The 25,776-nt window shown below is 38.8% G+C and carries 22 protein-coding genes; 11 read left to right on the top strand and 11 right to left on the bottom strand.

Translation table 11 applies throughout. The features are described 5' to 3' along the window. Positions 1-38: 38 nt before the first annotated feature. The 11 genes from EV201_RS15765 to EV201_RS15715 all read right to left on the bottom strand — a co-directional run bounded on the left by EV201_RS15765 (position 39) and on the right by EV201_RS15715 (position 12,964). Positions 39-2,384 carry an NAD(P)H-dependent oxidoreductase subunit E gene (locus EV201_RS15765; protein ID WP_130308608.1) on the bottom strand — a complete coding sequence of 782 codons (2,346 nt, stop codon included), beginning with the start codon at positions 2,382-2,384 and terminating at the stop codon, positions 39-41. 27 nt (positions 2,385-2,411) lie between these two features. Then, the gene (locus EV201_RS15760) at positions 2,412-4,310 is read right to left on the bottom strand and encodes an outer membrane protein assembly factor BamB family protein (protein WP_130308607.1); all 1,899 of its coding nucleotides are present in this window, start codon (positions 4,308-4,310) and stop codon (positions 2,412-2,414) included. A 43-nt stretch (positions 4,311-4,353) separates the two neighbouring features. Continuing rightward, positions 4,354-5,655 carry a 4Fe-4S binding protein gene (locus EV201_RS15755; RefSeq protein WP_130308606.1) on the bottom strand — a complete coding sequence of 434 codons (1,302 nt, stop codon included), beginning with the start codon at positions 5,653-5,655 and terminating at the stop codon, positions 4,354-4,356. Between the two features lie 30 nt (positions 5,656-5,685). Beyond that, positions 5,686-6,255, bottom strand: coding sequence for a 4Fe-4S dicluster domain-containing protein (locus EV201_RS15750; RefSeq protein WP_130308605.1), 570 nt, complete (start codon positions 6,253-6,255; stop codon positions 5,686-5,688). A gap of 11 nt (positions 6,256-6,266) precedes the next feature. Next, positions 6,267-6,473, bottom strand: coding sequence for a hypothetical protein (locus tag EV201_RS15745; protein ID WP_130308604.1), 207 nt, complete (start codon positions 6,471-6,473; stop codon positions 6,267-6,269). A gap of 49 nt (positions 6,474-6,522) precedes the next feature. Next, a complete protein-coding gene (locus EV201_RS15740) occupies positions 6,523-7,488 on the bottom strand; it encodes an NHL repeat-containing protein (protein ID WP_130308603.1) in 966 nt (321 codons plus the stop codon). Positions 7,489-7,513: 25 nt separating this feature from the next. Continuing rightward, positions 7,514-8,941 (bottom strand): outer membrane protein assembly factor BamB family protein, encoded by a 1,428-nt coding sequence (locus EV201_RS15735; protein ID WP_130308602.1) that lies wholly within the window; start codon positions 8,939-8,941, stop codon positions 7,514-7,516. Between the two features lie 11 nt (positions 8,942-8,952). After that, positions 8,953-10,200, bottom strand: coding sequence for an outer membrane protein assembly factor BamB family protein (locus EV201_RS15730; RefSeq protein ID WP_130308601.1), 1,248 nt, complete (start codon positions 10,198-10,200; stop codon positions 8,953-8,955). 207 nt (positions 10,201-10,407) lie between these two features. Next, complete coding sequence (locus EV201_RS15725) at positions 10,408-11,613, bottom strand: outer membrane protein assembly factor BamB family protein (RefSeq protein WP_130308600.1); 1,206 nt, start codon at positions 11,611-11,613, stop codon at positions 10,408-10,410. 227 nt (positions 11,614-11,840) lie between these two features. Then, entirely contained in the window at positions 11,841-12,485 is a 645-nt protein-coding gene (locus tag EV201_RS15720; protein WP_130308599.1) for a methyltransferase domain-containing protein, read from the bottom strand. A gap of 41 nt (positions 12,486-12,526) precedes the next feature. Then, positions 12,527-12,964 carry a hypothetical protein gene (locus EV201_RS15715; RefSeq protein ID WP_130308598.1) on the bottom strand — a complete coding sequence of 146 codons (438 nt, stop codon included), beginning with the start codon at positions 12,962-12,964 and terminating at the stop codon, positions 12,527-12,529. 325 nt (positions 12,965-13,289) lie between these two features. Here EV201_RS15715 and EV201_RS15710 point away from each other — a divergent pair, with 325 nt between their 5' ends. The 11 genes from EV201_RS15710 to EV201_RS15660 all read left to right on the top strand — a co-directional run bounded on the left by EV201_RS15710 (position 13,290) and on the right by EV201_RS15660 (position 25,776). Continuing rightward, complete coding sequence (locus EV201_RS15710; protein ID WP_130308597.1) at positions 13,290-13,748, top strand: division/cell wall cluster transcriptional repressor MraZ; 459 nt, start codon at positions 13,290-13,292, stop codon at positions 13,746-13,748. Between the two features lie 50 nt (positions 13,749-13,798). Beyond that, entirely contained in the window at positions 13,799-14,704 is a 906-nt protein-coding gene (gene rsmH / locus EV201_RS15705; RefSeq protein WP_130308596.1) for a 16S rRNA (cytosine(1402)-N(4))-methyltransferase RsmH, read from the top strand. A 21-nt stretch (positions 14,705-14,725) separates the two neighbouring features. Continuing rightward, positions 14,726-15,106, top strand: a complete 381-nt coding sequence (locus EV201_RS15700) for an FtsL-like putative cell division protein (RefSeq protein WP_130308595.1) — start codon at positions 14,726-14,728, stop codon at positions 15,104-15,106. Positions 15,107-15,109: 3 nt separating this feature from the next. Beyond that, on the top strand, positions 15,110-17,227 hold the full coding sequence (locus tag EV201_RS15695) for a penicillin-binding protein (RefSeq protein WP_130308594.1): 2,118 nt from the start codon (positions 15,110-15,112) through the stop codon (positions 17,225-17,227). A 70-nt stretch (positions 17,228-17,297) separates the two neighbouring features. Continuing rightward, on the top strand, positions 17,298-18,755 hold the full coding sequence (locus EV201_RS15690; protein ID WP_130308593.1) for a UDP-N-acetylmuramoyl-L-alanyl-D-glutamate--2,6-diaminopimelate ligase: 1,458 nt from the start codon (positions 17,298-17,300) through the stop codon (positions 18,753-18,755). Positions 18,756-18,757: 2 nt separating this feature from the next. Next, entirely contained in the window at positions 18,758-20,011 is a 1,254-nt protein-coding gene (gene mraY, locus EV201_RS15685) for a phospho-N-acetylmuramoyl-pentapeptide-transferase (protein WP_130308592.1), read from the top strand. Beyond that, positions 20,012-21,355, top strand: coding sequence for a UDP-N-acetylmuramoyl-L-alanine--D-glutamate ligase (gene murD / locus EV201_RS15680; RefSeq protein ID WP_130308591.1), 1,344 nt, complete (start codon positions 20,012-20,014; stop codon positions 21,353-21,355). Positions 21,356-21,366: 11 nt separating this feature from the next. Beyond that, positions 21,367-22,539: an FtsW/RodA/SpoVE family cell cycle protein gene (locus EV201_RS15675; protein WP_130308590.1), complete on the top strand. Its 1,173-nt coding sequence runs from the start codon at positions 21,367-21,369 to the stop codon at positions 22,537-22,539. Beyond that, complete coding sequence (murG, locus tag EV201_RS15670) at positions 22,526-23,629, top strand: undecaprenyldiphospho-muramoylpentapeptide beta-N-acetylglucosaminyltransferase (RefSeq protein WP_130308589.1); 1,104 nt, start codon at positions 22,526-22,528, stop codon at positions 23,627-23,629. The genes EV201_RS15675 and murG overlap by 14 nt, the downstream gene beginning before the upstream one ends. Before the next feature lie 45 nt (positions 23,630-23,674). Beyond that, positions 23,675-25,051 carry a UDP-N-acetylmuramate--L-alanine ligase gene (gene murC, locus EV201_RS15665; RefSeq protein WP_207224519.1) on the top strand — a complete coding sequence of 459 codons (1,377 nt, stop codon included), beginning with the start codon at positions 23,675-23,677 and terminating at the stop codon, positions 25,049-25,051. Then, the gene (locus EV201_RS15660) at positions 25,045-25,776 is read left to right on the top strand and encodes a cell division protein FtsQ/DivIB (protein ID WP_130308588.1); all 732 of its coding nucleotides are present in this window, start codon (positions 25,045-25,047) and stop codon (positions 25,774-25,776) included. Before murC ends, EV201_RS15660 begins: the two co-directional genes overlap by 7 nt.

Here is a 25,776-nt window from a genome sequence, read left to right as displayed (position 1 = left end):
GTATCTATCAGATTACTGATTTTAAATTGAATTCCTTTTTATCGTACAACGACTGCATCAACCGGACAAATTTGCCTGCAAATGTCACATTTAATACAAAGTTCATTATCAACTTCGTGCAATTCATAAGGCTTGGCCTTTATAGCATCAACCGGACATCGCTGTGCACATTTGGTACAACCTGTGCATTCATCCTTTATTTCATACTTAATCAAACGTTCACACTTTCCTGATGGACAAATCCCATTAATATGGGCTTCATATTCGTGTCTAAAATATTTCAAGGTCGATAAAACGGGATTCGGCGCTGTTTGTCCCAAACCACAAATACTCCCTTTCTTGGTATTGATTGCCAATTTTTCAAGCAGATCCAGATCTTCGAGTTTGCCCTTACCTGTTTTTATTTTCTCCAAAATTTCAAGCATCCGACGCGTTCCAATTCGACAAAAAGTGCATCGACCACAAGATTCATCCTGAGTAAAAGACAAAAAGTAATGAGCAATATCCACCATGCAATCCGATTCATCAAGAACAATTAATCCTCCTGATCCCATCATGGCACCAATTTCTTTCAAAGAGTCGAAATCAATTGTTGTATCCGCCATTGAAGCAGGAATACATCCCCCTGAAGGACCTCCAATTTGCACGGCTTTAAATTTCTTTCCACCGGCTATACCACCCCCAATTTCTTCAACAATCTGACGAATCGATATCCCCATAGGAACCTCTATCAGTCCTCCTCGATTGATCTTACCGGCCAAGGCAAAAACTTTTGTTCCTTTACTTTTATCCGTTCCAATCTCACTGAACTTATTCGATCCGTTTCTTAGTATCCAGGGAACAAGAGAAAAGGTCTCCGTATTATTTATAAGTGTGGGTTGATTCCAAAGTCCTTTTTCAGCCGGATAGGGCGGACGCAATTGTGGAATACCTCGCTTGCCTTCAATAGAAGCAATCAAGGCTGTTTCTTCGCCACATACAAAAGCACCTGCTCCTTCGAAAATTTCCATATCAAAAGAAAAATCAGAACCTAATATGTTTTCACCAAGTATACCCTGTTCTCTACAGATTTTTATGCCTTCCCGAATCCGCTCTACCGCCAAAGGATACTCTGCTCTAATATATAAACGTCCTTCCGTAGCACCTACAGCATAAGCACCAATAATAATCCCTTCAATCACTCTAAATGGGTAAGATTCCAAGAGCATTCTATCCATAAAGGCACCTGGGTCTCCCTCATCGCCATTGCAAATGATGAATTTCTTATCGGCTTGAGCTTTCTGTACCAAGCGCCATTTTATAGCAGACGGAAAACCAGCTCCTCCCCGTCCTTTTAAGCCGCTTTTTTCAATCTCATCAATAATTTGATCGGGGGACAGTTCTTTCAAACATTTTTTCAGAGCCGAAAAGCCTTCCTTACTTTTATATTCATCAAAATCAGATGGCTTGATCAGGCCTCTAAATTCTGTTGCAATATTCACTTGCCCTTTTAGAAACTCAGCAATAGGCGTTTTTTCTTCATTAGCTCGATACCTGCCAGAAGTTTGAGGCATGTCGCTGAAAGTTAAATTCTCAGCATAATTGTAAAATCGACTTTTGAATCGATTCAAAAATCCTTTGGACTGAAAATGCTTTTGAATAATATCCCCAACATCTTCAGATTTTAATTTTGTATAAAAGACAGCTTCCTCTCCAGGTTTGTGAATTTCCATCATCGGTACCTGATTGCAAACACCAACACAACCGACTTGTTTCACATCGACATTGATACCACTGCTATCCAAGCTTTCCTCCAAAGCTTCTTTCACTCCAGAACTGCCACTTGCAATACAACAAGACCCCAATCCGATTCGGATTTCACCTTGAGGCAAACCTTTTTCTGAGAGCGTTCTTATTTTCTCTTCTTCTTGAATTCCCTCCTTCGAAAGAAAATCTTCAAGCACATCCTTAACGGTTCCGGTTTCGACATGCCCATAGGTCACATCGTCTATCTGCACCACAGGAGCCAGCGTACAACAGCCCAAACAGGCGACTTCTTCAAGCGTGAATTTTTTATCCGTATCTGTATCTTTCCCATCAGGCAAACTCAATTCTCTTCGAAAAGCATCGTAAACCTGACCTGCACCCTTAACATGACAAGCTGTCCCCACACAAACACGAACGATATGTTCACCTACCGGTTGATGACGGAATTGAGAATAAAAGGTTGAGATCCCGGAAATCTGAGCTTGAGTAATCTCTGTGATTTCGCAAACACGTTTTAAAGCCTCTTCTGGCAAATAGTTGAGCTCAGCTTGAATGGCCTGCAAAATGGAAATCACTTTTTCAGGTGACTTCCCTTTCTCTTCAACAATTCTATCTACTATGTCGGTTATCTTATTCATGGTTTCTTTTTCAAATCATCAGAATCTTTACTTTCCAATACAATAAAGGTTCTTTCCTGCTCGGATAAAAATATGACCATCTGCAAAGGCAGGTGTTGAATCTGTCTTTTCACCTATATTTGATGTCGCAATGGAAACAAATTCCTTATCAGCCTTAAAAATATGCATGCTTCCTACTCTATCTATTAAATATATTTTACCATCAACCAAGATTGGCGAGGCATAAAAACCATTATCAAACTCATGCTCCCAATAAAGTTCTCCTGATAAAGCATCGTAACAAGCCACAAGACCATAGGATGTCACTACAAATAGATATTTGTCCGTGGCAACAGGACTTGGAACATCCGATAAATAATCGTAAGCCTCCCAAAGAATTTCCGGCTGATCACCTGTTTTGATAGCTACCAAACTGGCATATTCATTAAGAGCAAAGACGATTCCATTGGCATAAGCCACAGATGGGCCCACTTCACCAGTTATACAATCCAGCTTCCACAACTCTTCACCAGTCAACGCATCATAGGAAGCCACACAAGGATCAGCAGCTAACAAAACCTCCGCTCGGTCGCCATTTTTAACGACAACCGGAGATGCCCACGATACTTTCACTTTTCTGGCTGTGCTCCACAATTCATCACCTGTTTTAGTCGAAAAAGCCATCACTTTTCCTCCTTTTTTATGATCATACTGAACAATCAACTTATCCTCAAAAACAACTAAAGAAGATGAATGTCCATAATGATTATCAGGTAATCCTAAATTCTTAGACCAAACGGGTTTCCCATTCATATCAAGAGCAATCAGATCACCATTAGAAAAAATAGCAAAAACGGATTCCCCATCGGTGCTTAAACTTGATGCTGCATATCCGGTATCAGGGGTTACATCAGGTACCTGATCAGGTGAACCTGGAATCTGGCCAATTTTGGCTGTCCAGACTAATTTCCCAGATTGTGTATTGTAGCAATACACTTCTCTTTGGTTCGCATCAGCTCCTGATAAAAAAAGCTTATCTCCCCAAATGACGGGTGAATTATATGCATGTAAAGCTATCGTCACTTTCCACTTGATATTCTTTCCGCTAGCTCCATCCCACTCTGTCGGTATATTTTTGTGATAAGCAATTCCATTTCCTCCTGGTCCCCTGAAGGAAGGGAAGTTTGCCATCATCTCTTTACTCGGATATTGGCCTGTATATTTTTTAGCATCAGGCGTTTTTTTAGCTTCTTCTACTTTTTCAACAGGCTTTGCTTGTGCTGTCTCTTCAACAGGTGTCTCAACAGTCTTTTTAATCTCTTTGTTTTCAGATTTTACTTCTGATCCAGCAAGCTCTTTCTCAACTTCTTTGGATTTATCAGCCACTGCGTCATCCGGCGTCACTTCATTGGCACGTTCAGTTTTTGCCTTTGCGATTTTCGCCGCATCGGTAAATCGTGTTCCCAAATCTTTATGCGTGATAAAAGCCAATATCAAAGTCACAAGTACTAAGGCTGAACCTCCAAGACCAACCCATTTTCTGGCATTTTGCTGATAGCTGATTATATTTTGGCTATACGCTTCATCAACTGAAGGCAATGTTTTTTTGCCCATTCTCATAATCTGCATGGCAATAATCATCACAATAAGAGAAAGCAATAACAGGTAAGCTCCCGTTCGCACCTCCCACTGGTTGGTGAAAAAAGCTTTACGAACCAATAAATCCATCTCTCTGATTTGCTCTCGCAATTGATTATCGCCAGGGTTGTCATTCAATCGTTCCACCAAAGAATTAATCACTTCGGTATTAACCGGATCAACCTTATTAATTTGAATATAGTTGACAATAACCATGGTACAAATCAATATGGCAAAAATGCCGGATACAATAGCGACTCCTCGCCAAAGAGGAAGATTGATTGTTTTATTTGAAAATTTAGTATTCATATTTTTATCTAATTCCTAAGTCAATTCAAGTATAAATTTGAGATCACTTCTCAACCGGACAATATTTTAAACAACGGGCACAACTCACACATTCCCCTTTATCTGGCGTATAGTCTTCACGATATTTAAATACCGATAAACTTGATAAAGTCAGCCCGAAAACCAGACCTAAAAAGGCACCCAAAATCCAGGCTCCTACATAAAACTGCTCAATAATAATTGCCGCCTGAGAATACAATTCTTCAACCGGAGTCCCCGCTGATTTAAAAGCTTCAATTTCAACAGAAGGCAACATCACATCAGGATTGAATGACATCAATTCATTTGCCAAACGAACCTTAGAATTCACCTTAGCCAAATTCTCATGAAAGTTTGAAAGCGTCCAACCACCCAAAAGCATAAGCAAGGGTATGATCAAACTCAACCTTATGAATCTTTTAGTTGCAGATGGTCTGTCTTCCATCACCTTTACCGGAACGGGCTTATTAATAGCGCCCAAAGGACAAGAATCTTCACACAGGCGACATTGGATGCATTTATTAGGCGTAATCGTCAAATGATGTTTAGAGAAACGACTCATCCAATTCAAAAGAACACCATAAGGGCAAAAGAATCGACAATAAGGACGAGCAACAAAAGCACTCAAAAGAAGAAAAACAGCTCCGATAGAGAACATGAAAAAGGTGGCATCAAATCGGTAAATTCCCACAAAAGGATCGTATCTGCAAATGATAAAATCGGTAGCTGTTGCAGCATACAAAACAGACAGGCCTAAATAGATATAAGGAATTAAACCCAAAACTTTTTGCAACCAGGTTTTCATTGTCACCGGACGCAATAACAGAACATCCTGTATGGCTCCCAAAGGACAAACTCCGGCACAAAAGGTTCGACCCAAAAATAAGGTGTAAACCAAAGGGATGACAAAAAATGCCAAGGCCGATAATGGAATACTGTACTCCGGTTGGAAGAGTGCCAATGTCACATTCTGCAAAGAACCCACCGCACAGATACAGCCTTCACGAAAAAAACCGAAATAAAGAATTGAGAATACGGATACAGCCAAAACACCTTTTCTGGATCTTCTTTTTAATATCAACCAGGAAATAAGCGAAAGTGCAAATATGAGTACAAAAACATCGAAAATTGCAAAAAATTCAGAGCGCGCTTCAGGCATTGAAGTCACAGGCTGCGTATAACCGGATTCAAACTCTGGTTTTGGGAATCGCTGCTGTTGTGCAAAAAGGGGAAAACCTGAAGTCATGAATAAAATAAACATTGACAGCACCATGACAAGCTTCTTAATATTCCAGGTTCGAAATATGTATTTTAAAATTTCTGACATTTAGAAATCTATTTTAGGTATTGAGTTAGGTTAAGCTTTCTTTTCTTTTTTGAAGCCTGAAAACTTATACGGCTCATCAGCTGGCACGCGCGAAAAAGCTCCCGAAGGACAATCGCGTGCAATAGCGCATTGGTTGCAATTCACGCACAAATCGTGACTCACCTGCAATTGAAGCGATCCGTTTCCGAAGGCACCACAGCCTTTTACACATTTACCACAACCAATACACAAGTCTTCAATTATTTCGTATTCAAAAAATGGATCTTCAACATACTTTCTTTTAATCGCTCCGGTTGGGCAAAGTTGGTTTTCAGCTCCCGTAGTAATATTCTTCACATTCGGACGCAAATAGCCGCCACACAAATCACAGTAGCCGCACATATCGTATACATGAATACATTTCACTGCTGATGGGCTCATCACACAAGAAGTTGCACAACGTCCACATTGTGTACACTTTGTGGTATCAATTTGCCAAAGCGTATTCCCGGATACTGTTTTATGGGCTAAAACACCAGTCACGCCGACTAAAGTGGCACCAGCCGCAAAACGAAAACAGGTGTTTATAAACTCTCTTCTATTTTTTCCTTTATCATCCATTCTTCTACAAGTTATTGTATCGAATTCTTATTCTTATAGTCAATCCCATCAGGTAAACGACAGCTCTTAACTTTTTTACAATTACGACATACAAAATCGAATTCACAGCTTTCTCCATCGGAGTTTAGATTTCGATAAATCATCGTTCCTGAAAAAATTGCTAATACGCTTAAAATCGTACCTCTACCAATTTGATGTAAAAAACGTCTTCTATTCATTGTATTATAACTTAACTGGTTCCGATCTAATGTATCTCTGACTACAGTTTTATTCTTTAAGTTCAAAAATTCGAACCATCTTACGGGAAGGATCCAAAACAAGAATTCTATCCTTGGAATCAACTGCCAAATCCAAACCTTTAGTGCCCTCATCGAATTGACTCGGAGCTGCCACTACCGATTTAAAATCGCCGGATGGCAAATGAATTTTCACTCTCTCTAATCCTTTTTCGCTGGTCACAAACGAACCATCCGACAGCATGGCTACATGACTGGGATTGCAACAACCACCAAAACCATCAAGCTGCATAGACGTTCGCTCCCAGGTTGATATCAAATCACCTTCTTTATTATAGGCCTCCAATGCATGTCGCCCAGGGTTGACAACCCAAAGCTCACCTTGACGCCCCAAAATGAGATCAAAATAAGGACTTGGAATCACAAAGCCCCGAATCCCTTTTTCAAGATTTTTAGCCCCGATAATATTGATTTTTTTTCCGTCGATAGTATATTGATGAACGATTTTCTGTCCGGCATCGGCAATATAAACCCGACCACCTTTTTCAACCAAACTACTGATATATGCTTTCGCTCCTTTTATCTGAAAACTATTATTCAAACTGCCATCGGGTTTGCGAACATCAACTCTGTTCCCGACACCCAGAAGAATATTCCCCGACTCGGAAATACAAACCGCATGAGCATCCCCTCTAACTTTCATTCTCGATTGCAATTCCCCTTGCGAATCAAAAATCCAAAGCATATCGGTACCACTCACATAGATTCGATCTTTAGTATCTAAAGCAATTCCGAAAACAGCCTCTGAATTAATTTTAAAAGAGAAAACTTCCTTATAAGCAATCAATGATGAATCAACCTGCCTCAATGCCTTAAGATCATACTCATAAATATTCTTTTGACTATTGGGTTTATCAAGAAATAGATCACCAGCAATTAATGCCACCAGAAGTAGGAGGAGCACAATAGAAAAAATTAATGTTAGCTTATTCTTCATAGTCTCGTCTTTTCAAAGTCCAATCTTAATTTGCACGCAAATCAATACAAAGCATGTGTTTTGAATCTCGCATCAACAACCGGCCATCGGTTATAACCATAGGCCCCCAGGCATCGTGCCCGTCAAGAAGCTTCACTTTATCCAATATCTCAAATCTCTCTGTTGAAGCTCTGGCAATCGTTAGTTCACCATCATCTTTCAGAATAAAAAACTTACCATCTGCTACCAAATAGGGACCTAATCCAAAACGATCGGTCTTTCCACTGGTCCATAATATTTTAGTACAATCATTCGGATCACAACAGACAAACTGATTTCGCATAGCACCCGCATCTTTAGGCAGTATGGTAAACATCCGACCATTGTATAAAAGTGGCGTCTGCTGTTCGGATGCCATTCCATCCTTAGGTTTGTATTTCTGAAGGGTTTCTACCTGATAGGTTTCACCCGTTTTTTTCACTTGAAAAAGAGCAGCACCCGCACCGTAACCAGCTGTCATAAACAATTTGCCATCATCATAAATCAATGGCGAAGGCGCAACTACTGAGGGAGAAAAGTCTTTGGTTTTCCAGAGAATTTGTCCTAAATCGTCGCCTTCGGCTGAAACGCCACAAATTCCGCCGACTGCAGCATAAACCCACATTTTCTTACCATCTAAAACCATTGGCATCACCGAAGAATGTGACATCTTCCATCCGTCAGGATTAGGCGTTTCCCATAAAACATTACCTGTAGCGCAATCAACACCTATTAATAAAGCTTTACCGCCAGGAGCAATTATGGCAACATTATTATCGATAATTGGACATTGTCCTGTGTACCAAAAGGGGACTTCAGATTGATAATCCTTCACTAAATCGAGTCCCCACAAGAAATCACCTGAATCAGGGTTCACACACATCACATGGCAACGCGGCCCCATACTCACAATATACTTATCATTTATTGCCGGAATGGTCCTCGACATGCCATGATTTCTTTTCACGTGAACCTTATAGGAACGCTTCCAAATCTCTTCTCCACTTTCTAAAGAAAAACAACGTAGAGCATCAGCTTTTTTCACCTCATCGTAATCGAGCAAATATACCTTCCCATTATAAACAACAGGCGCAGCATGCCCTTCCCCCAAATCTTGCTCCCACAATATCTTAGGTTCAGGACCAATTTTATCGACCAGTTTGATTTTCTCGTTTGATATATTATCCGATTCAGCGCCTCTAAACTGAGTCCATTTCCCCTTTAAATTTGAAGTGTATTCTGTATATAATTTGAATTTCTCTCCAATTTTCACCTCGTCCACAGCTTCACTTCCTGCCTTGGGTCGATTATCTAAACCCGGAACGCTCGCTTTGAAGTCCTGAACCGGATCATAACGTAACCAAATAATAAATATGGCGATCGCGATACCAACAATCAAAGACAGAAAAAAAATATTTAGGGATTTTTTGCTCATTGCTTCTCAGACTACGCTTTAATATTATAGGCCATTAAGGCATCCTCATGACGGACATACAAAACACCATCCTTTATCACCAAGTGTGACCAATTAGGCCCTTTGCCTAGAGGCACTTTAAAGGAACTGATCACTTTAAAACCATCAGGACTTGCTTTTGATAGAGCGATATTACCACCTTTCTCATCGTAGCAATACAACATGCCTTCAGCAGAAATAATGGAACCCTTATTTTCCCATTCGGTCTCATACATTGGCTTACCAGTTTCCCATTCAAGGCAAACCCATTTACCCATTCGGTTGTGTATCCAGTTAGAACCGTATACGTAATCGCCTAAACGAACTGCACCACCATGATGTACATCCATTAATGAATCGACATAAGCTAGTTTCACCGAAGATGCGTCTTCACTCAAATTCAGCATAACAGACTTGTGATCATAACCATTCGTTACGAATATTTTTCCATTATAATAAAGTGGTGTGTTGGTTTGAATATTTGCTTTCCATTCTCCACCCGCATATGCTGCATAGTCGAAAGTCCAAACCATTTCTCCATTTTCAGGATTCACTCCTATGATATGATTCTCTGTTACGGTTACAATCAAATTCTTACCATTTCGCTCAACCATCAAAGGAGAAACATAGGCGGGTTTATCTTTCAAACTTTTAGATTCCCAAACCGTTTCGCCCGTATTTTTATCCAGAGCAATCATCGTCGTTTTTTCGCCGCAAGGGGTATAAAAAACCAAATCCTTATATAAAAGAAGAGATTCAGAGATTCCCCATTCACCATAAGTTCCTTCAAATTTCTCACTGGCTTTTACCTGCCAAAAGATTTCTCCAGTCAACGCATTCAAACAAGCCAAATCACCTTTCCCACTTGAAAGATAAATTCGATCATTTTCAATAGTGGGCGTACATCGACTATCGGGGAAAGTACTATCCCAACAACGACCATAAGGAACTTCCCACTTTATTTGTCCCTTCATATCAACAGCCAATAAAACATCCATGGAATCTTTAATGCCAGTCAAATAAACAAGATCGCCAACCACAGCAACCGAAGAATATCCCTTAGGAATATCTGTTAAAGACCAAAGCATTTGAGGCCCTTCTTTCGGCCATTCTTTTAACAAGCCTGTTTCATTATAAACACCGGTTCGATTCGGGCCTCGCCATTCACTTTTTTGTTTGGGAGAGTTGCATTGAGTAAAAATTGTAATAGCGGCAAAGCCTAAAAAAAGCAGTCGTTTCATTTTTATATTTTTTATTTTCTTAATTATCAGAATGAACTGTTAAATTTCAAAAAAACAGGTCTTTCAAACCTATTCATTTCGCAGGAAAACTAAACAAATAACAAGCTCGTTAACATTTGATTAACACGATTTAATTCTTAATAAATCTAAAGAAAAACAGTATTAAGAACGAGTCTTATTAAGAGATATTTTGCCCCCTATAATCTCTTAAATTTCATACACCATAAATGCGTTTCCATGACGGACATACATTCTGTTTTTATGAATCACCAGGTGCGCCCAATGCTGTTTGCTTCCATATGGTACACGAAATGAACTCACTTTATTAAAAGCTCCCGCTTTGACATCAACCAATCCAATCTCTCCATTATCGCCATAACAATACAACATCCCATCAGCAAAAATCACGTTCCCTTTAGCCAAAGCCTTTGAAGAGTAGATTTCTTGACCTGTTTTCCAATCCAAACAAAACCACATCCGATTATTGTGGCCCGACACATAGATTTTCCCATCAACCAAAACAGCACCGCCCATTTGGTTGTCGACAGAGGCATTTCGCCATAGCTCTTTCACGCTAGAACCATCTTCAGATAACTGAAGCATTACGCCCCCCTTACCATAGCCGCTAAAACAGAATAAAAGACCATCCTTATACAAAGGCGTATTGGGATGAATATTATATTGATTCTTATGCTCAAAACGCCACATCATTTCGCCATTCTGAGTATCAACTCCAACAATTGAGTTAGCAGTATGTGTCACCATCAATGAGCGATTTGCCAATTTCACCAACAAAGGAGAGCAATATGCCGATTTTTCACCATTTGCTTTTGTTTTCCAGATCAAATCACCTGTCTTTTTATTTAATGCAATGATATTAATCTCTTCTCCCCCAGGCGTACAAAAAATCTTATCCCCTTCTATCAAGAGATTCTCTGTCATTCCGAAACGAAGATTCCTCCCTCCATATTCAGTCAACATATTTTTAGACCAGACTTTCTCACCATTCTCTGCAGAAATAGCCACCAACTCACCATGTCCACTCATAATATAGAGCATCCCATCATCAAGCAATGGTGTTCCTCTGACGCCATCATAATTTTCAAGCCATTCTTTTGCATAATTTGTTTTCCACAATTGCTTACCCGAATAATCAAAAGCTATTACAAAACCTTGTTCCCCATCAACCCCTGCTGTATAAATTCGTGTATCAGTCACGGCAGCTGAGGCATGTCCATCACCTAAATCATCATAATGCCACAACAATTTCGGGCCGGATTCAGGCCATTTTTTCAACAGGTTTTTCGCTGGATATTTCCCATCTCTATTCGGACCACGCCACTGCGTTCCCTCCTGAGCATGAGACTGGAAAGCGAACAAAAAACTCAACACCAACAAAAACAAAGATTTCATATTTAGATATTTAGGTTCAAAATCGGACTTAACATTTACACGATTCTAAAGATAAGGTCTATTCGAGTTAAATATCAATGATATTTACACGCAATTAGAAATCCATTATAGGTCTAAATAAAAACAAGAAAACACCTTTCCCACAGCTGAAACAAGCCTGGAAAATCGAAAATAAAAAAGGCTTGCTGATAAAAACCAACAAGCCCTCAAAATTAAATCGTTTTATTTTAGCGAAGCAATTTCGTAAAAATGATAATATCAGTGTCAACAAACTCTAATTTTGCTCCCCAACGGACAGCAAGAAATTCAAAGCTCTTTTGAGAAAACAAACACACATGTGTCGTATCGCGCTTGTAATACCATTGTGGAAAATCATCAACACTGGGTAACATCTGAGTTTTAATTGCAAGCACACCTCCAACATTCAACAAGTTGAATAAACGATCAAGTTCCATTTTGGGATCGTGAAAATGCTCAACAACCTCCGAAGCTGTAATAAAATCGTATTTATTTTGAAAAACCTCAGAATTGGGGGCATAAAACACATCATAGATATCCATTTCAAATCCACACTTTTCAAACAGCAGAGACAAAGCCGGTCCCGGACCACAGCCAAAATCCAAACCTTTGGCTCCAGAGCCAATGCGATCCATAACCGGGTCCATCAATCGCTTCAGATATTTTTGATAAACCACATCGTCAATCGAATTTTGATGCTTATCATACATCTCTTTTTCAATCAAATCAGAATGAAAAAACGTTTCAGGAACAAAAACGACATGACAAGCAGAGCAAAGGAAATACTCCCGAGACTCTCCCTCATAATAGAGAGATGTCTCTCCAGAATGGCATAATGAACAAATATTCCCCATAATTTCTATTTAACCGAGACTCAACAAACAAGCCTTAAATATTAATTCTCTCTAAACAATTTAACTTGCCTAAAACCTAAAACGAACAGCGCAACAACTTTCAAAACTTCCATCACAATATATGTCATATGAACAGAACTTTTCTCAGGCTTCATACCTTGCATAATCAATTGCGCATGCTCATTCAACTCTGGCAGCAAATAGCCGGACTGCGCAACAATAAAGGTGAAAATCAAGACTCCACTCACCACTATCAGCTTATCAGTATATTCGTAAAAAAGAACTACCAATAGAAAAACAGAAAACACTCTCTCAACGCCATTTAAGGCTCCAAAAACATGTCGACCTACATCAAGAGCAGTGGGCAAATCCAAACTCTCAGCCCGAAACTTCACCCAAGCTTCCATAAAGCTGATAGACAATATAAAACCTACCCAAATAAAACTCACTACAAACCCATACTTTGCCAGTTTTTTCATACTTATATTTTTATAATTTTGCAGTATTCCAGAGCAGAAAACTGCTAAGCGTTATTTTTATTGAGTAAAAATAATAAAAAGACACTTCAATCTTCTTCTCTGAGAAATTAATGACAAAATGAATTTTCAAATGGGGCATAAAACAAATCGAAAGCCCCGCTTAACAAAGAAACTAAATTGTAGAAAACCAAACCCATAACATCCTCAAACGCCACTAAAGAGCATTTCAAATAAAAAGTTTTCAACAAATGCAGTAAAGTGGTTAGAAGTGGTTGAAAGTGGTAAGGAAATTTCTTACTTTTACAAATGAAAACCAATTTTGTCAATGTTAACATTCATAGGTGATTATCCATGCAAACTAGACGCAAAGGGACGAGTTTTACTCCCCTCTGCTTTTCGAAAGTTACTTACCGCTTCTTCCGAAGACAGATTTGTTATGCGAAAAAATCTATATGAAGATTGTTTGGATCTTTTTCCAATGTCGGAATGGAACCAACAATTAACAATGATTCGGAGCCAATTAAATCCATTCAATCGCAAACATGCGACTTTCTTAAGAGAGTTTTTTAGAGGAACTGCCGAAGTTCAAATCGATGGTAACGGACGCATCCTTATCCCTAAAAAGTTTTTTGCAGATACCAATCTTTCTGATGGGCTAACCCTTGTTGGCCAGGATGGTAAAATTGAAATCTGGGATTCAAAACAATACAAAGACTCCGGAATGAACCTAAAGGAGTTCAACCAATTGGCAAATGACATTTTTGGCGGCAATATGGCAGAATAAGCCAAAAACCAATTAGAATATATTTTCAAATTTTGTAACACTCATACAATATGACATCATATCACGTACCTGTACTTTTAAACGAAAGCATTGAAGCTTTGGACATTAAACCCGATGGGATATATGTCGACCTAACCTTTGGAGGTGGAGGGCACTCACGTGAGATCATAAAACACCTGACTACAGGCAAACTAATCGGTTTCGATCAGGATGTTGATGCCGAGAGAAACATCATCGACGACGAAAGATTCATCTTCATTCGTCACAATTTCAGATATTTCAAAAATTTCCTGAAATATATCGGCTACGAAAAAGTTGATGGAATCCTGGCTGACTTAGGTGTATCATCGCATGAATTTGATGTGGCCGAACGCGGTTTTTCATTCCGATTTGATGGCGATTTGGATATGAGAATGAATCAAAGTGCTGAATTCAATGCAGCAGATCTTCTCAACACCTATTCCTCAGACGAATTATTCCGAGTTTTCAAATATTATGGTGAGGTTAAAAACCCAGGAAAACTCGTTCGATTAATTTTAGCGTACCGTGCCGATAACGAATTCAAAACCATACAGCAACTGAAAGAGGTCATCATGCCTTGTACGCCAAAATTCAAGGAGCACAGATATTGGGCTCAGGTTTTCCAGGCTTTACGTATCGAAGTCAATGCTGAAATGGATGTTCTAAAAGACATGCTGAATCAGATTCCTGACGCACTTAAACCAAACGGCAGATTAGCCGTCATCACCTACCATTCTCTTGAAGATAGATTGGTGAAAAATTTCATTAGAGATGGCAAATTTGCAGGGGGTGCTGAAAAAGATTTCTATGGGAAAACCAATGCGCCGCTCGAAGCTGTTAACCGAAAAGTCATTCTTCCTAGCGAAGAAGAACTGGAACTGAATAACAGATCGAGAAGTGCCAAACTGAGAATTGCACAACCAAGAACAAAATAAAACCGCTTAAAGCGAAAGATAATGTTTGGATTCAAGCGAAAATATAAAGATTTCATTAGCCCAAAAGAAGAAATTAAAGAAACCCCCTCAGGATCCTTTAAAGATATTCTTTCAGGTAGTGTCTTGTCTAAAGATGTGGTCGTACACCACCTCCCATTCATCCTCTTCATTGCAATATTGGGTATTTATTACATCAGCAACCGATATCAATCAGAAAGGGTTTATCGCGATATGGTCAGTCTTGAAAAAGAACTTAAAGAACTTCGGTTTGAATCCATCACAACTGCATCCGATTTGATGTATATGAGTAAACAATCAGAAGTGGTCAAACGAGTAGAAAAAGAGGGATTAGATTTGATTGAATCAACAGAACCTCCAGTAAAAATATATTTAGAAAAGTAAGCTGTGCAAATAAAGAACGACATCATGTGGCGAGTGGGCGTCTGTTACACTCTGATTTTACTTTTCGCATTCTGTGTGGTGGGACGAGTTATCTACCTGCAGGTTTTTGAAGGAGAGAAATGGAAAGGACGTGCACAATCCATCAGCAAAAAAGATATTACTGTTTATGCCAACAGGGGTGACATCTGTGCGGCAGATGGTCGTCTGCTAGCCAGTTCAATCCCCTATTACGAACTGCGAATGGATTTTCAGGCTCCCGGACTGACGGATGTTCTTTTCAAGAGAAAAGTTGATTCATTAGCTCTTTGTCTGTCACGATTTTTTGGTGACAGAAGCAAATCGGCTTATCACAGACTCTTGTGGAATGCAAAATTTCATTCAAAAAAGAACCGTTACGTACTCATTAATCGCCGAAAAATAAATTACAACGAACTCAAGCAAATCAAAACATTCCCTCTTTTCAGACTATCTCCAAACAAAGGGGGATTAATCTGCATACAAGAAAATAAGAGGGTACAACCCCATATCAACTTAGCCAGTCGTACCATTGGTTATCTGAATAAAGGAAATGGTAACGAACTGATAGGTAAAGTTGGACTTGAGGGTTTATTTGAAAATGAACTCAAAGGTGTTGACGGCATCTCTATGATGCAAAAGATGTCAGGCAAATGGCTACCGGTCAATCAGGTTGACCCCAAAGATGGCAACGATATTATTACAACAATAGATGTCAATTTTCAAGATGTTGCAGAATCTGCCCTTCTGCAGCAATTACAGGTTTACCATGCAGACCATGGTTCTGCAATTCTGATGGAAGTTGAAACAGGAGCCATAAAAGCCATTGCAAATCTGGGATTAAATCAAAAAACAAATACCTACGAAGAGATATACAATTATGCTATTGGTGAAGCCACTGAACCCGGTTCAACTTTCAAATTAGCATCTATGATGGCCCTACTCGAAGATGGCTATATTGAACCCACCGACACAATTGATACGGGCAATGGTGTTCATCGTTACTATAATGATAAAATGCGCGACTCGCATATAGGTGGCTATGGAAAAATAACGGTTCAGCAAGCCTTTGAAAAATCTTCAAATGTTGGGATTTCAAAATTAGTAAACCAATTTTACAAGGATAAACCTCGTAATTTCATCAATCGCTTATATGAGTTTCGATTGAATAAAACTTTGGACCTGGATATTAAAGGTGAAGGAATACCCAAAATAAAATACCCGGGTGAAGAAGGTTGGTCAGGCATTTCTCTTCCATGGATGTCCATTGGCTACGAGGTACAACAAACGCCATTACAAACATTAAGTCTCTACAATGCTATAGCCAATAATGGACGAATGATGAAACCCATGTTTGTGAATGAAATTAAATATCATGGGAAAGTATTAAAACACTTTGATGAAGAGGTTTTAAACAATAGCCTTTGTTCCAGAGAAACACTGCGCAAAATCAAAAAAATGCTCGAAGGGGTGGTCTTAAGAGGGACGGCAACAAATTTGAGAAATTCCAGTTATAGCATTGCAGGAAAAACAGGAACAGCTCAAATTGCAGATAAGAATAAGGGCTATGGACATAAAGTCTATCAGGCTTCATTTGCGGGCTATTTCCCCGCAGACAACCCTAAATATTCGTGCATAGTGGTCATCAATAGTCCTGATAAGAAGAAAGGCTTTTACGGAAACCAGGTTGCAGGCCCGGTTTTTAAAACTATTGCAGATAAGGTTTATGCCATGACTTATGCCATGCATCCACCCAAGCAAGATGAACAAGAGTACGAAGTAAAAGTACCGATTTCATTGAATGGGAATAAAGAAGATCTGGATAAAGTATTCAAGGAATTAGAAGTTACAGTTGATGATAAAGATATTTATAGCGATTGGGTTTTAACCTCTCGTCAAGATTCCATAATCAGATACAAAAACAGATCTGTCAACAATCACCTTGTCCCCAATGTAAAAGGAATGGGACTACAAGATGCGCTCTATATCCTGGAAAATGCAGGATTAAAAGTTAACATTAGTGGTTTTGGATCTGTAAAAAAACAATCGCTGCGTCCAGGATCTAATTATAGAAGCGGTGATAGAATTTACATTGAACTGTCTTAAGTAGAAATTAAGATCGTATTGAAGAGAGAACAAAAAAAAAGACTGACATCATAAATAAGAAACAGTTAAGATGACAAAAAAAATAACAGATCTGCTGGGATCCATAAATATAATTGAAAGTATAGGTAACCTGGAAAGAGAGATCAATACCATACATTTCGATTCAAGAAAAGTAGAGAAAGGAGATTTCTTCATTGCACAAGTCGGCACTCAATCCGATGGCCATGATTATATATCAGGAGCGATTGAACAAGGTGCTAAAGCTATTTTATGTGAGCGTTTACCCGAGAATATTCATCCCGAGGTAAGCTATATTAAAGTTGAAAACACATCTAAAGCCCTTTCTGCATTAGCACATAATTATTACAATCGTCCATCGGATCACCTTAAACTTGTGGGTGTAACAGGAACAAATGGCAAAACAACCATTGCCAGTCTGCTTTATGAACTATTCAGAAAATTGGGTTACAAAGTTGGTCTACTATCAACAGTAACCAATTATATCGATACCAAAGCAGTTAAAGCAACACACACAACACCTGATGCCATTCAAATTTCAAAGCTTTTAAATGAAATGGTTGATGCAGGCTGCGAATATTGCTTTATGGAAGTTAGTTCACATGCCATTGATCAGTATAGAACTGCCAATTTGAATTTCAAAGGTGGAATTTTCACAAATCTGACTCACGATCATCTGGATTATCACAAGACCTTCGATTCATATCTAAGAGCAAAAAAAGGCTTTTTCGATCAGTTGGGTAAAACAGCATTTGCGATTACAAATGCGGATGATAAGAATGGAAAAATCATGCTTCAAAATACCAAAGCACATAAATTCACCTACTCAACCCGTGCCTTTGCCGACTTTAGAGCTCAAATTCTTGAAAAACATTTCAATGGCATGCTATTGGAAATGGATGGGATGGAATTGTGGACCAATTTCATTGGCGATTTCAATGCACACAACCTTTTGGCGGTCTATAGTGCCGCTCGACTTCTCGATCAATCAAAAGAAGAAGTCTTGATGAAAATGAGTGAACTTAAATCTGTGGCTGGTCGTTTCGAGAGTCTGATTTCGCCAAATGGTGTGATGGCAATTGTTGACTATGCACATACACCTGATGCGCTGAAGAATGTTTTACAGACAATCGACCAACTCAGAACCAGAAACGAAACAGTTATTACTGTTGTTGGCGCTGGTGGCGATAGAGATAAAACCAAACGCCCTTTAATGGCTCAAGTTGCAGCTGAATATAGCGATAAGGTTATTTTAACTTCTGACAATCCACGATCAGAAGACCCTGATACAATCATTTCTGAAATGAGAGAAGGTGTTTCAGCGGACAACCTCAGAAAAGTTTTGGCCATTTCGGATAGAAAAGAGGCAATTCGCACAGCGATAATGTTAGCGCAAAAAGATGATATTATTCTTGTTGCGGGAAAAGGTCACGAAGATTATCAAGAAATTAAAGGCGTCAAACACCACTTTGACGACAAAGAAATTATAAACGAAATATTTAACCAATAAGCATGTTATACTATCTCTTTAAATACCTAAACGAACTCGATTTTCCAGGAGCTGGAATGTTTGATTATATCTCATTTCGCGCCGCATTAAGTATCATGACTTCGCTGTTTATTGCAACTGTTTTTGGTAAAAAAATCATCTACTATCTGCAAAAGCAACAAATTGGTGAAATCGTAAGAGATCTGGGTTTGGCAGGTCAAATCGAGAAAAAAGGAACGCCTACCATGGGGGGACTCATTATATTGATTTCTATTTTAGTACCTGTTTTATTATTCGCCAAACTTGAAAACATTTATATCATCTTAATGATTATCACAACCGTTTGGTTGGGGCTGATTGGCTTTATAGATGACTATATCAAAGTTTTTAAAAAGGACAAAGAAGGCCTAAAGGGGCGATTTAAAATTGCAGGACAGATTGGTTTGGGTTTAATTGTTGGTTTAACCTTATACATCAATGATGATGTTGTAATTCGTGAAAGAGCTAATATCTATGATATTGGCACAAAAACCGAAGTTGTTGATGAAGGCTTCACCAATGATCACGCCAATGCAACAGCCATGACCAAGGATATCAAGTCAACCAAAACGACTATTCCGTTCTTTAAAAACAATGAATTTGATTACGAGAGTCTTGTCCGTTTCGGAGGGGAGTATTCATCACTACTGGCATGGATCCTTTTTATTATTGTGACCATATTTATTGTAACTGCAGTGTCAAATGGCGCTAATATGACGGATGGATTAGATGGTCTGGCAACCGGGACCTCTGCTATTGTTGGCGCAACGCTTGGGATTTTGGCTTATGTATCGGGGCACTTGGTCTATGCCAGCTACCTCAACATCATGTACATTCCACTTTCGGGAGAACTTGTAGTTTACATATCAGCCTTTATTGGTGCAACCATTGGTTTCCTTTGGTACAACTCCTACCCTGCTCAAGTATTTATGGGTGATACAGGAAGTCTGTCATTGGGCGGTATTATTGCGGTTTTGGCAATCATTATCCATAAAGAACTTCTGATTCCTATACTTTGCGGGATTTTCCTTGTAGAAAATGTTTCTGTTATGATGCAGGTTTCGTGGTTTAAATACACAAAGAAGAAATTTGGTGAAGGACGACGCATCTTCAGAATGGCGCCTCTGCATCACCATTATCAATTAAAGGGGTATCCTGAGGCTAAAATTGTAACTCGCTTTTGGATCATTGGTATTTTCTTAGCAGTTATCACTATTGTGACCCTTAAAATCAGATAAATGAATAGTCAGAAAAACATCGTTGTTTTAGGCGCTGGTGAAAGTGGTGTTGGAGCTGCAATTTTAGCTCAGAGCAAGGGATTCCCCGTTTTTGTTTCGGACAAAGGGGAAATTACGTCCAACTACAGCAAAATTCTTAAGCAATACAATATTCCTTTCGAAGAAGGAAAACATAGTGAGGAGCTTATCTTAAAAGCTAGTGAAGTCATTAAAAGTCCGGGGATTCCCGATACGGCTCCACTAATTAAAAAGCTAAACAGTTTAAATATTCCTGTCATTTCAGAGATTGAATTCGCAGGACGCTATTCGGATGCAAAAATGATTTGCATAACGGGTAGCAACGGCAAAACAACAACGACTTTGCTTTTGTATCATATGCTGAAAAAAGCGGGTATCCATGTTGGCTTAGCCGGTAATGTTGGACACAGCCTGGCACGTCAGGTTGCAGAAAATGATTATACACACTTTGTTGTTGAGTTGAGCAGTTTCCAACTGGATGGTATGAAACAGTTCAAAGCTGACATCGCTATTTTAATGAATATTACTCCTGACCATTTGGATCGTTACGATTATAAAATGAAGAATTATATCGATTCAAAATTCAGAATTATTCAAAATCAGACAGAAAACGATGCCTTCATCTTCTGCCAGGATGATGAAATCATCACCAAAGAATTGGAACAAATTTCTGTTCAGGTACAAAAGCACCCATTTAGTATTTATGAATGTTTGCCAAAGGGGGCTAGCCTTAAGAACGATGAATTAATTATTAAGAATGAAAACATCAATCTTAATATGAAACAAAAAGAACTTTCCCTAAAAGGGAAACACAATACTTACAACTCAATGGCTGCCGGGATAGCGGGCAGCATACTGGGAATTCGCAACGAGGTGATCAGAGAAAGTTTAAGTGATTTTAAAGGTGTAGAGCACCGTCTTGAAAAGCTTTCAAATGTGAATGGGGTCGATTTTATAAACGATTCAAAAGCGACCAACATCAATTCAACCTGGTATGCGCTTGAAAGTATGGATGACGAAACCGTTTGGATTGTTGGTGGAATTGATAAAGGCAATGACTATGCCGAATTGATGGATTTGGTAAAAGAAAAAGTGAAGGCAATAGTTTGTTTAGGAACCGACAATTCCAAGATCCACCAGGCTTTTGATGGCGTCATCGAAACAATTGCAGATACAACATCGATGCATGATGCTGTTCAAACAGCCTATAAAATTGCTGATGGTGAAGCAACCGTGCTATTGTCACCTGCTTGTGCCAGCTTCGATCTGTTTAAGAGTTACGAAGACAGGGGCCAACAATTTAAAGAAGAAGTGCTAAAACTATAGTTAAAACTTAGATGGGACGATTTATCAACAATTTTAAATTACAAGGTGATAAGGTCATATGGATCATCATATTTCTCCTTTCGATCATTTCGCTTTTAGTAGTCTACAGTTCAACCGGAACCCTGGCGTATAAGGTGAAAGGGGGAAATACGTCCTATTTTTTCATCAAACAACTGGTCTTATTGCTGGGGTGTTACTTCATCATTTGGGTCACCCACAAAATTCCATACAAGCACTATTCCAGCTGGGCCAACATGGGCTTAGTTGTGGCTGTAGGTATGTTATTACTAGCAAAAATTGTCGGCGTAAACTTAAATCAGGCTTCAAGATGGATTACCATCCCGGTCATTGGTTTTAATTTTCAGCCCTCTGAACTTGCCAAACTTGCTTTAATTCTGTTTGTGTCAAGAATTCTCTCTAAGTTTCAAACCGATAAAGAATGTCAGAAAGAGGCCTTCTGGAAAATCATTGCTTCAATTGGAGTGGTATGCGGCATTATCTTTCTCGATGACTTTTCAACCTCTGCCCTCTTAGGTGGCATTTGTTTGATGCTCATGTTTATTGGACGTATTTCAGCCAAGTATCTGCTAGGGACCATGGGAATTGGTTTGGGTTTAATCATTGTATTACTAATCATAGCCCCATTCCTACCCGATAGCTTCGGGCGTATTCATACCGTTAGAAACAGGATTCTTAATTTTGCCGGACTTGGAGAGCAAAAAGAAGATAATGGACAAAACTATCAGGTTGATCAGGCAAAAATAGCAGTCGTTTCAGGTGGTATTTTAGGTAAAGGACCAGGTAACAGCGATCAAAGAAATTTCTTACCACATCCATATTCCGATTTTATCTACGCCATTATTCTTGAAGAATGGGGCTGGGTTGGCGGATTTGGGATTCTGGCTTTGTACCTATTCCTAATATATCGGGCGGGCTCAATTGTCCGGAAATGTGATCGAACGTTCCCGGCCTTTCTCGTCATCGGGCTCAGTTTAAGTATTGTCGCACAAGCCTTAACAAATATGGCCGTTTCGATAAATCTAATACCCGTAACAGGACAACCCCTGCCACTGGTCAGTATGGGGGGAACCTCATTAATATTTACAAGTGCGGCCCTGGGAATGATTTTAAGTGTTAGCCGATCAGTTAAAGAACAAGAAATAGTAAACCATGTCGAAAATTAAAATAATAGTTAGCGGAGGAGGAACCGGAGGACACATTTATCCGGCAATTTCTATTGCCAATGCCTTAAAAGCCAAACAAGACGATATCGAGATTCTTTTCGTAGGTGCCGAAGGTAAAATGGAAATGGAAAAAGTTCCGGCAGCTGGTTACAAAATTGTTGGTCTTCCCATAAGAGGATTACAACGAAATTTTAGCAAAGAGAATCTTAAGTTTTTCTCGCGATTATTCAAAAGTCTTCGCAAGGCTAAAAAAATCATAAAAGAATTTAAGCCTAATGCTGTAGTTGGGGTAGGTGGTTATGCCAGTGGACCTTTATTGCATACTGCAAACAAAATGGGCATCCCATCTCTAATTCAGGAACAGAATTCCTATGCAGGAATCACCAATAAACTGTTAGCTAAGAAAGCCAATAAAATTTGTGTGGCTTACAAGGGGATGGATCGCTTTTTTCCTGCCGATAAGATATTATTCACTGGAAATCCGGTAAGGAAAGACCTTGCCAAACTAGATGATTTAAGATTGGAAGCACAACAATTTTTCAATCTTGATCCAAACAAAAAAACACTTTTGGTTATTGGAGGAAGCTTAGGAGCAAGAACTATTAATCACAGTATTATCGAAAATATTGAGGCTTTGAGAGATGAGACTGTTCAAGTCATTTGGCAGTGTGGTAAATTCTATCATCAGGAGATGAAAGAAAAACTTTCAAAAGCCAATATGGACAATATTCAGCTTTATGATTTCGTTTCCCGAATGGATTTAGCATATGCCTGTGCCGACCTTGTTATCTCAAGAGCGGGTGCAGGAACAATTTCAGAACTTTGTTTAGTAAGAAAGGCTTGCATTTTAGTCCCATCTCCTAATGTTTCGGAAGATCATCAAACAAAAAATGCCATGGCTTTGGTTAATCAGGACGCAGCCCTGATGATTCCGGATATTGAATCGAAAGAACGATTGGTCGACGAATCCTTATTGCTATTACATGATGAATCCAAATTAGCAAAGCTTCGTGAGAATATTGCTTTATTGGCAAAACCAAATGCTGCAGACGAAATTGCAGAAGAGATATTAAAAATGATTAAGCAATAAATTTAGGTCTTGCAGACTTAAATGAATTCACATACAGGCAGAGAAATGATGAATATCAAGGATTTTAAGAACATCTATTTTGTTGGCATTGGAGGCATTGGCATGAGTGCAATTGCACGCTATTTCAAGGCCATTGGGAAAAATGTGTATGGTTATGACAAAACTCAAACCTTACTTACGGGTGAATTAGAGAAAGAAGGCATTGGTATTGTATTTAACGATGGCATTCAGCAAATTCCAGAAATTTATCTCAACAAAGAGGAGACCTTGGTGGTCTACACCCCCGCCATTCCATCCAACCACGAACAGTTGACTTTCTTCAAAAAGGAAAATTTTCTTCTGATGAAGAGAGCCCAGGTTTTGGGTTTTTTGTCTGATCCTTTGAATGGCGTCGGTATTGCTGGTACACATGGTAAAACGACCGTATCCAGTTTAACTGCCCATATATTTAAAAGTTCTGCTTTGGATTGCAACGCCTTTTTAGGTGGTATTTCAAGAAATTACAACACCAACCTGCTTTTGTCAAAAACAAGTCCCTGGGTGGTTTTAGAAGCGGATGAATTCGACCGATCCTTTCTTCAACTTCATCCTCAGGTAGCCGTTGTCACATCAATGGATGCTGACCATCTGGATATCTATGGTAAGAAAGAGGAATTGGAGAAAACATTCCAAGATTATGTCAGACAAATAAAGAAAGGTGGTCATTTGGTACACAAAAAAGGCCTGCCTCTAAAGCCATCTGATGTCAATCTTTATTCATATTCCTTAGAGGAAGAAGCTGATTTCTATGCCAAAAACCTAAAGTTGGTTCAAGGTTTATATCAATTCGATCTGGTACATCCGGAAGGATGTATCGAAGGATTAAAGCTTTCATATCCGGGTCGGATAAATGTTGAAAATGCAATTGCCGCAAGCGCCGTTGCATTAATTTGTGGGGTCAGTCAGGATGAACTCCGATTTGCTCTGAATAATTTTAAGGGCGTTCGTCGACGCTTCGACTATCGAATCAAGAGTGAAAATTTAGTCTTTATTGATGACTATGCACATCATCCAAAGGAACTTTGGGAAAGTATTTCATCGGTCAAAGCTATTTATCCTAATAAAAAAATCACAGGCATATTTCAGCCTCATCTGTATACCCGAACTCGTGATTTTGCCGATGGATTTGCGGAAAGTTTAGATCTGTTAGATGAAATTATTTTGTTGGATATTTACCCTGCCCGGGAATTACCGATTGAGGGTATCAGCTCTAATTTAATCTTAGATAAGATGACAAAAAAGGGCAGAATTTGCTCAAAAGAAGAATTAATTGAACAAATTGAACAGAGCGAAATAGAAGTATTATTAACTTTGGGAGCAGGTGACATCGACAAGCTCGTTAAACCACTGGAACACACTATGAATCAAAGAATAAAATGCTAAAAAAAATCAAACCCATATTAATCACTTTGGCATTATTAGCCTACATCATTTTTACGTTTGCCTTCGTGAACAAGAAAAGTGATGCCATGCTGATTACTGGTATTGATATCAATATTATTGATAGTTTAAACACGCATTTTATTTCCGATTCAGAAATCAAAAAGCTTATTCTTAAAAATCATCCCAACATTATAGGTAGTAATGCTGCAAGTATCAATAAGGAAAATTTAGAAAATTTAATTAACAAAATCCCATCAGTTAAAAATGCCGAAGCTTTTAATTCCCTTTCGGGTTGCTTACATCTCGATATCGAGCAACGCAAACCGATTGTTCGATTATTAAAAGGTAAAGGCTTTTATATTGACGAGGAAGGGAAACGAATGCCACTATCTTCGAACTATACAGCAAGAGTTTTGGTTATTTCAGGTCACATCAAAGATAAAATGATTGAGACTGAACTGATCCCCCTCGTAAATTTTATCACAAAAGATGAATTTTGGTCTTCACAAATCAACCAAATCTATGTAGATTCGAATGATGAATACATTTTAATCCCAAGAGTTGGTGGTCAAAAGATTGAACTCGGGAAAATCGACAATTTTGAAAGGAAATTTTCAAAACTCTTTGCATTATACAAAGATGGGTTTTCAACCGTAGGTTGGAACAAATACAAAAAGATAAATTTGAAATACGAGAATCAGATCGTATGTACAAAAAGGCAATAG

Source organism: Ancylomarina subtilis (assembly GCF_004217115.1).
GTDB lineage: Bacteria > Bacteroidota > Bacteroidia > Bacteroidales > Marinifilaceae > Ancylomarina > Ancylomarina subtilis.
Note: the sequence above shows the minus strand (reverse complement) of the source record. Positions and strands in the feature narration are given on the sequence as shown.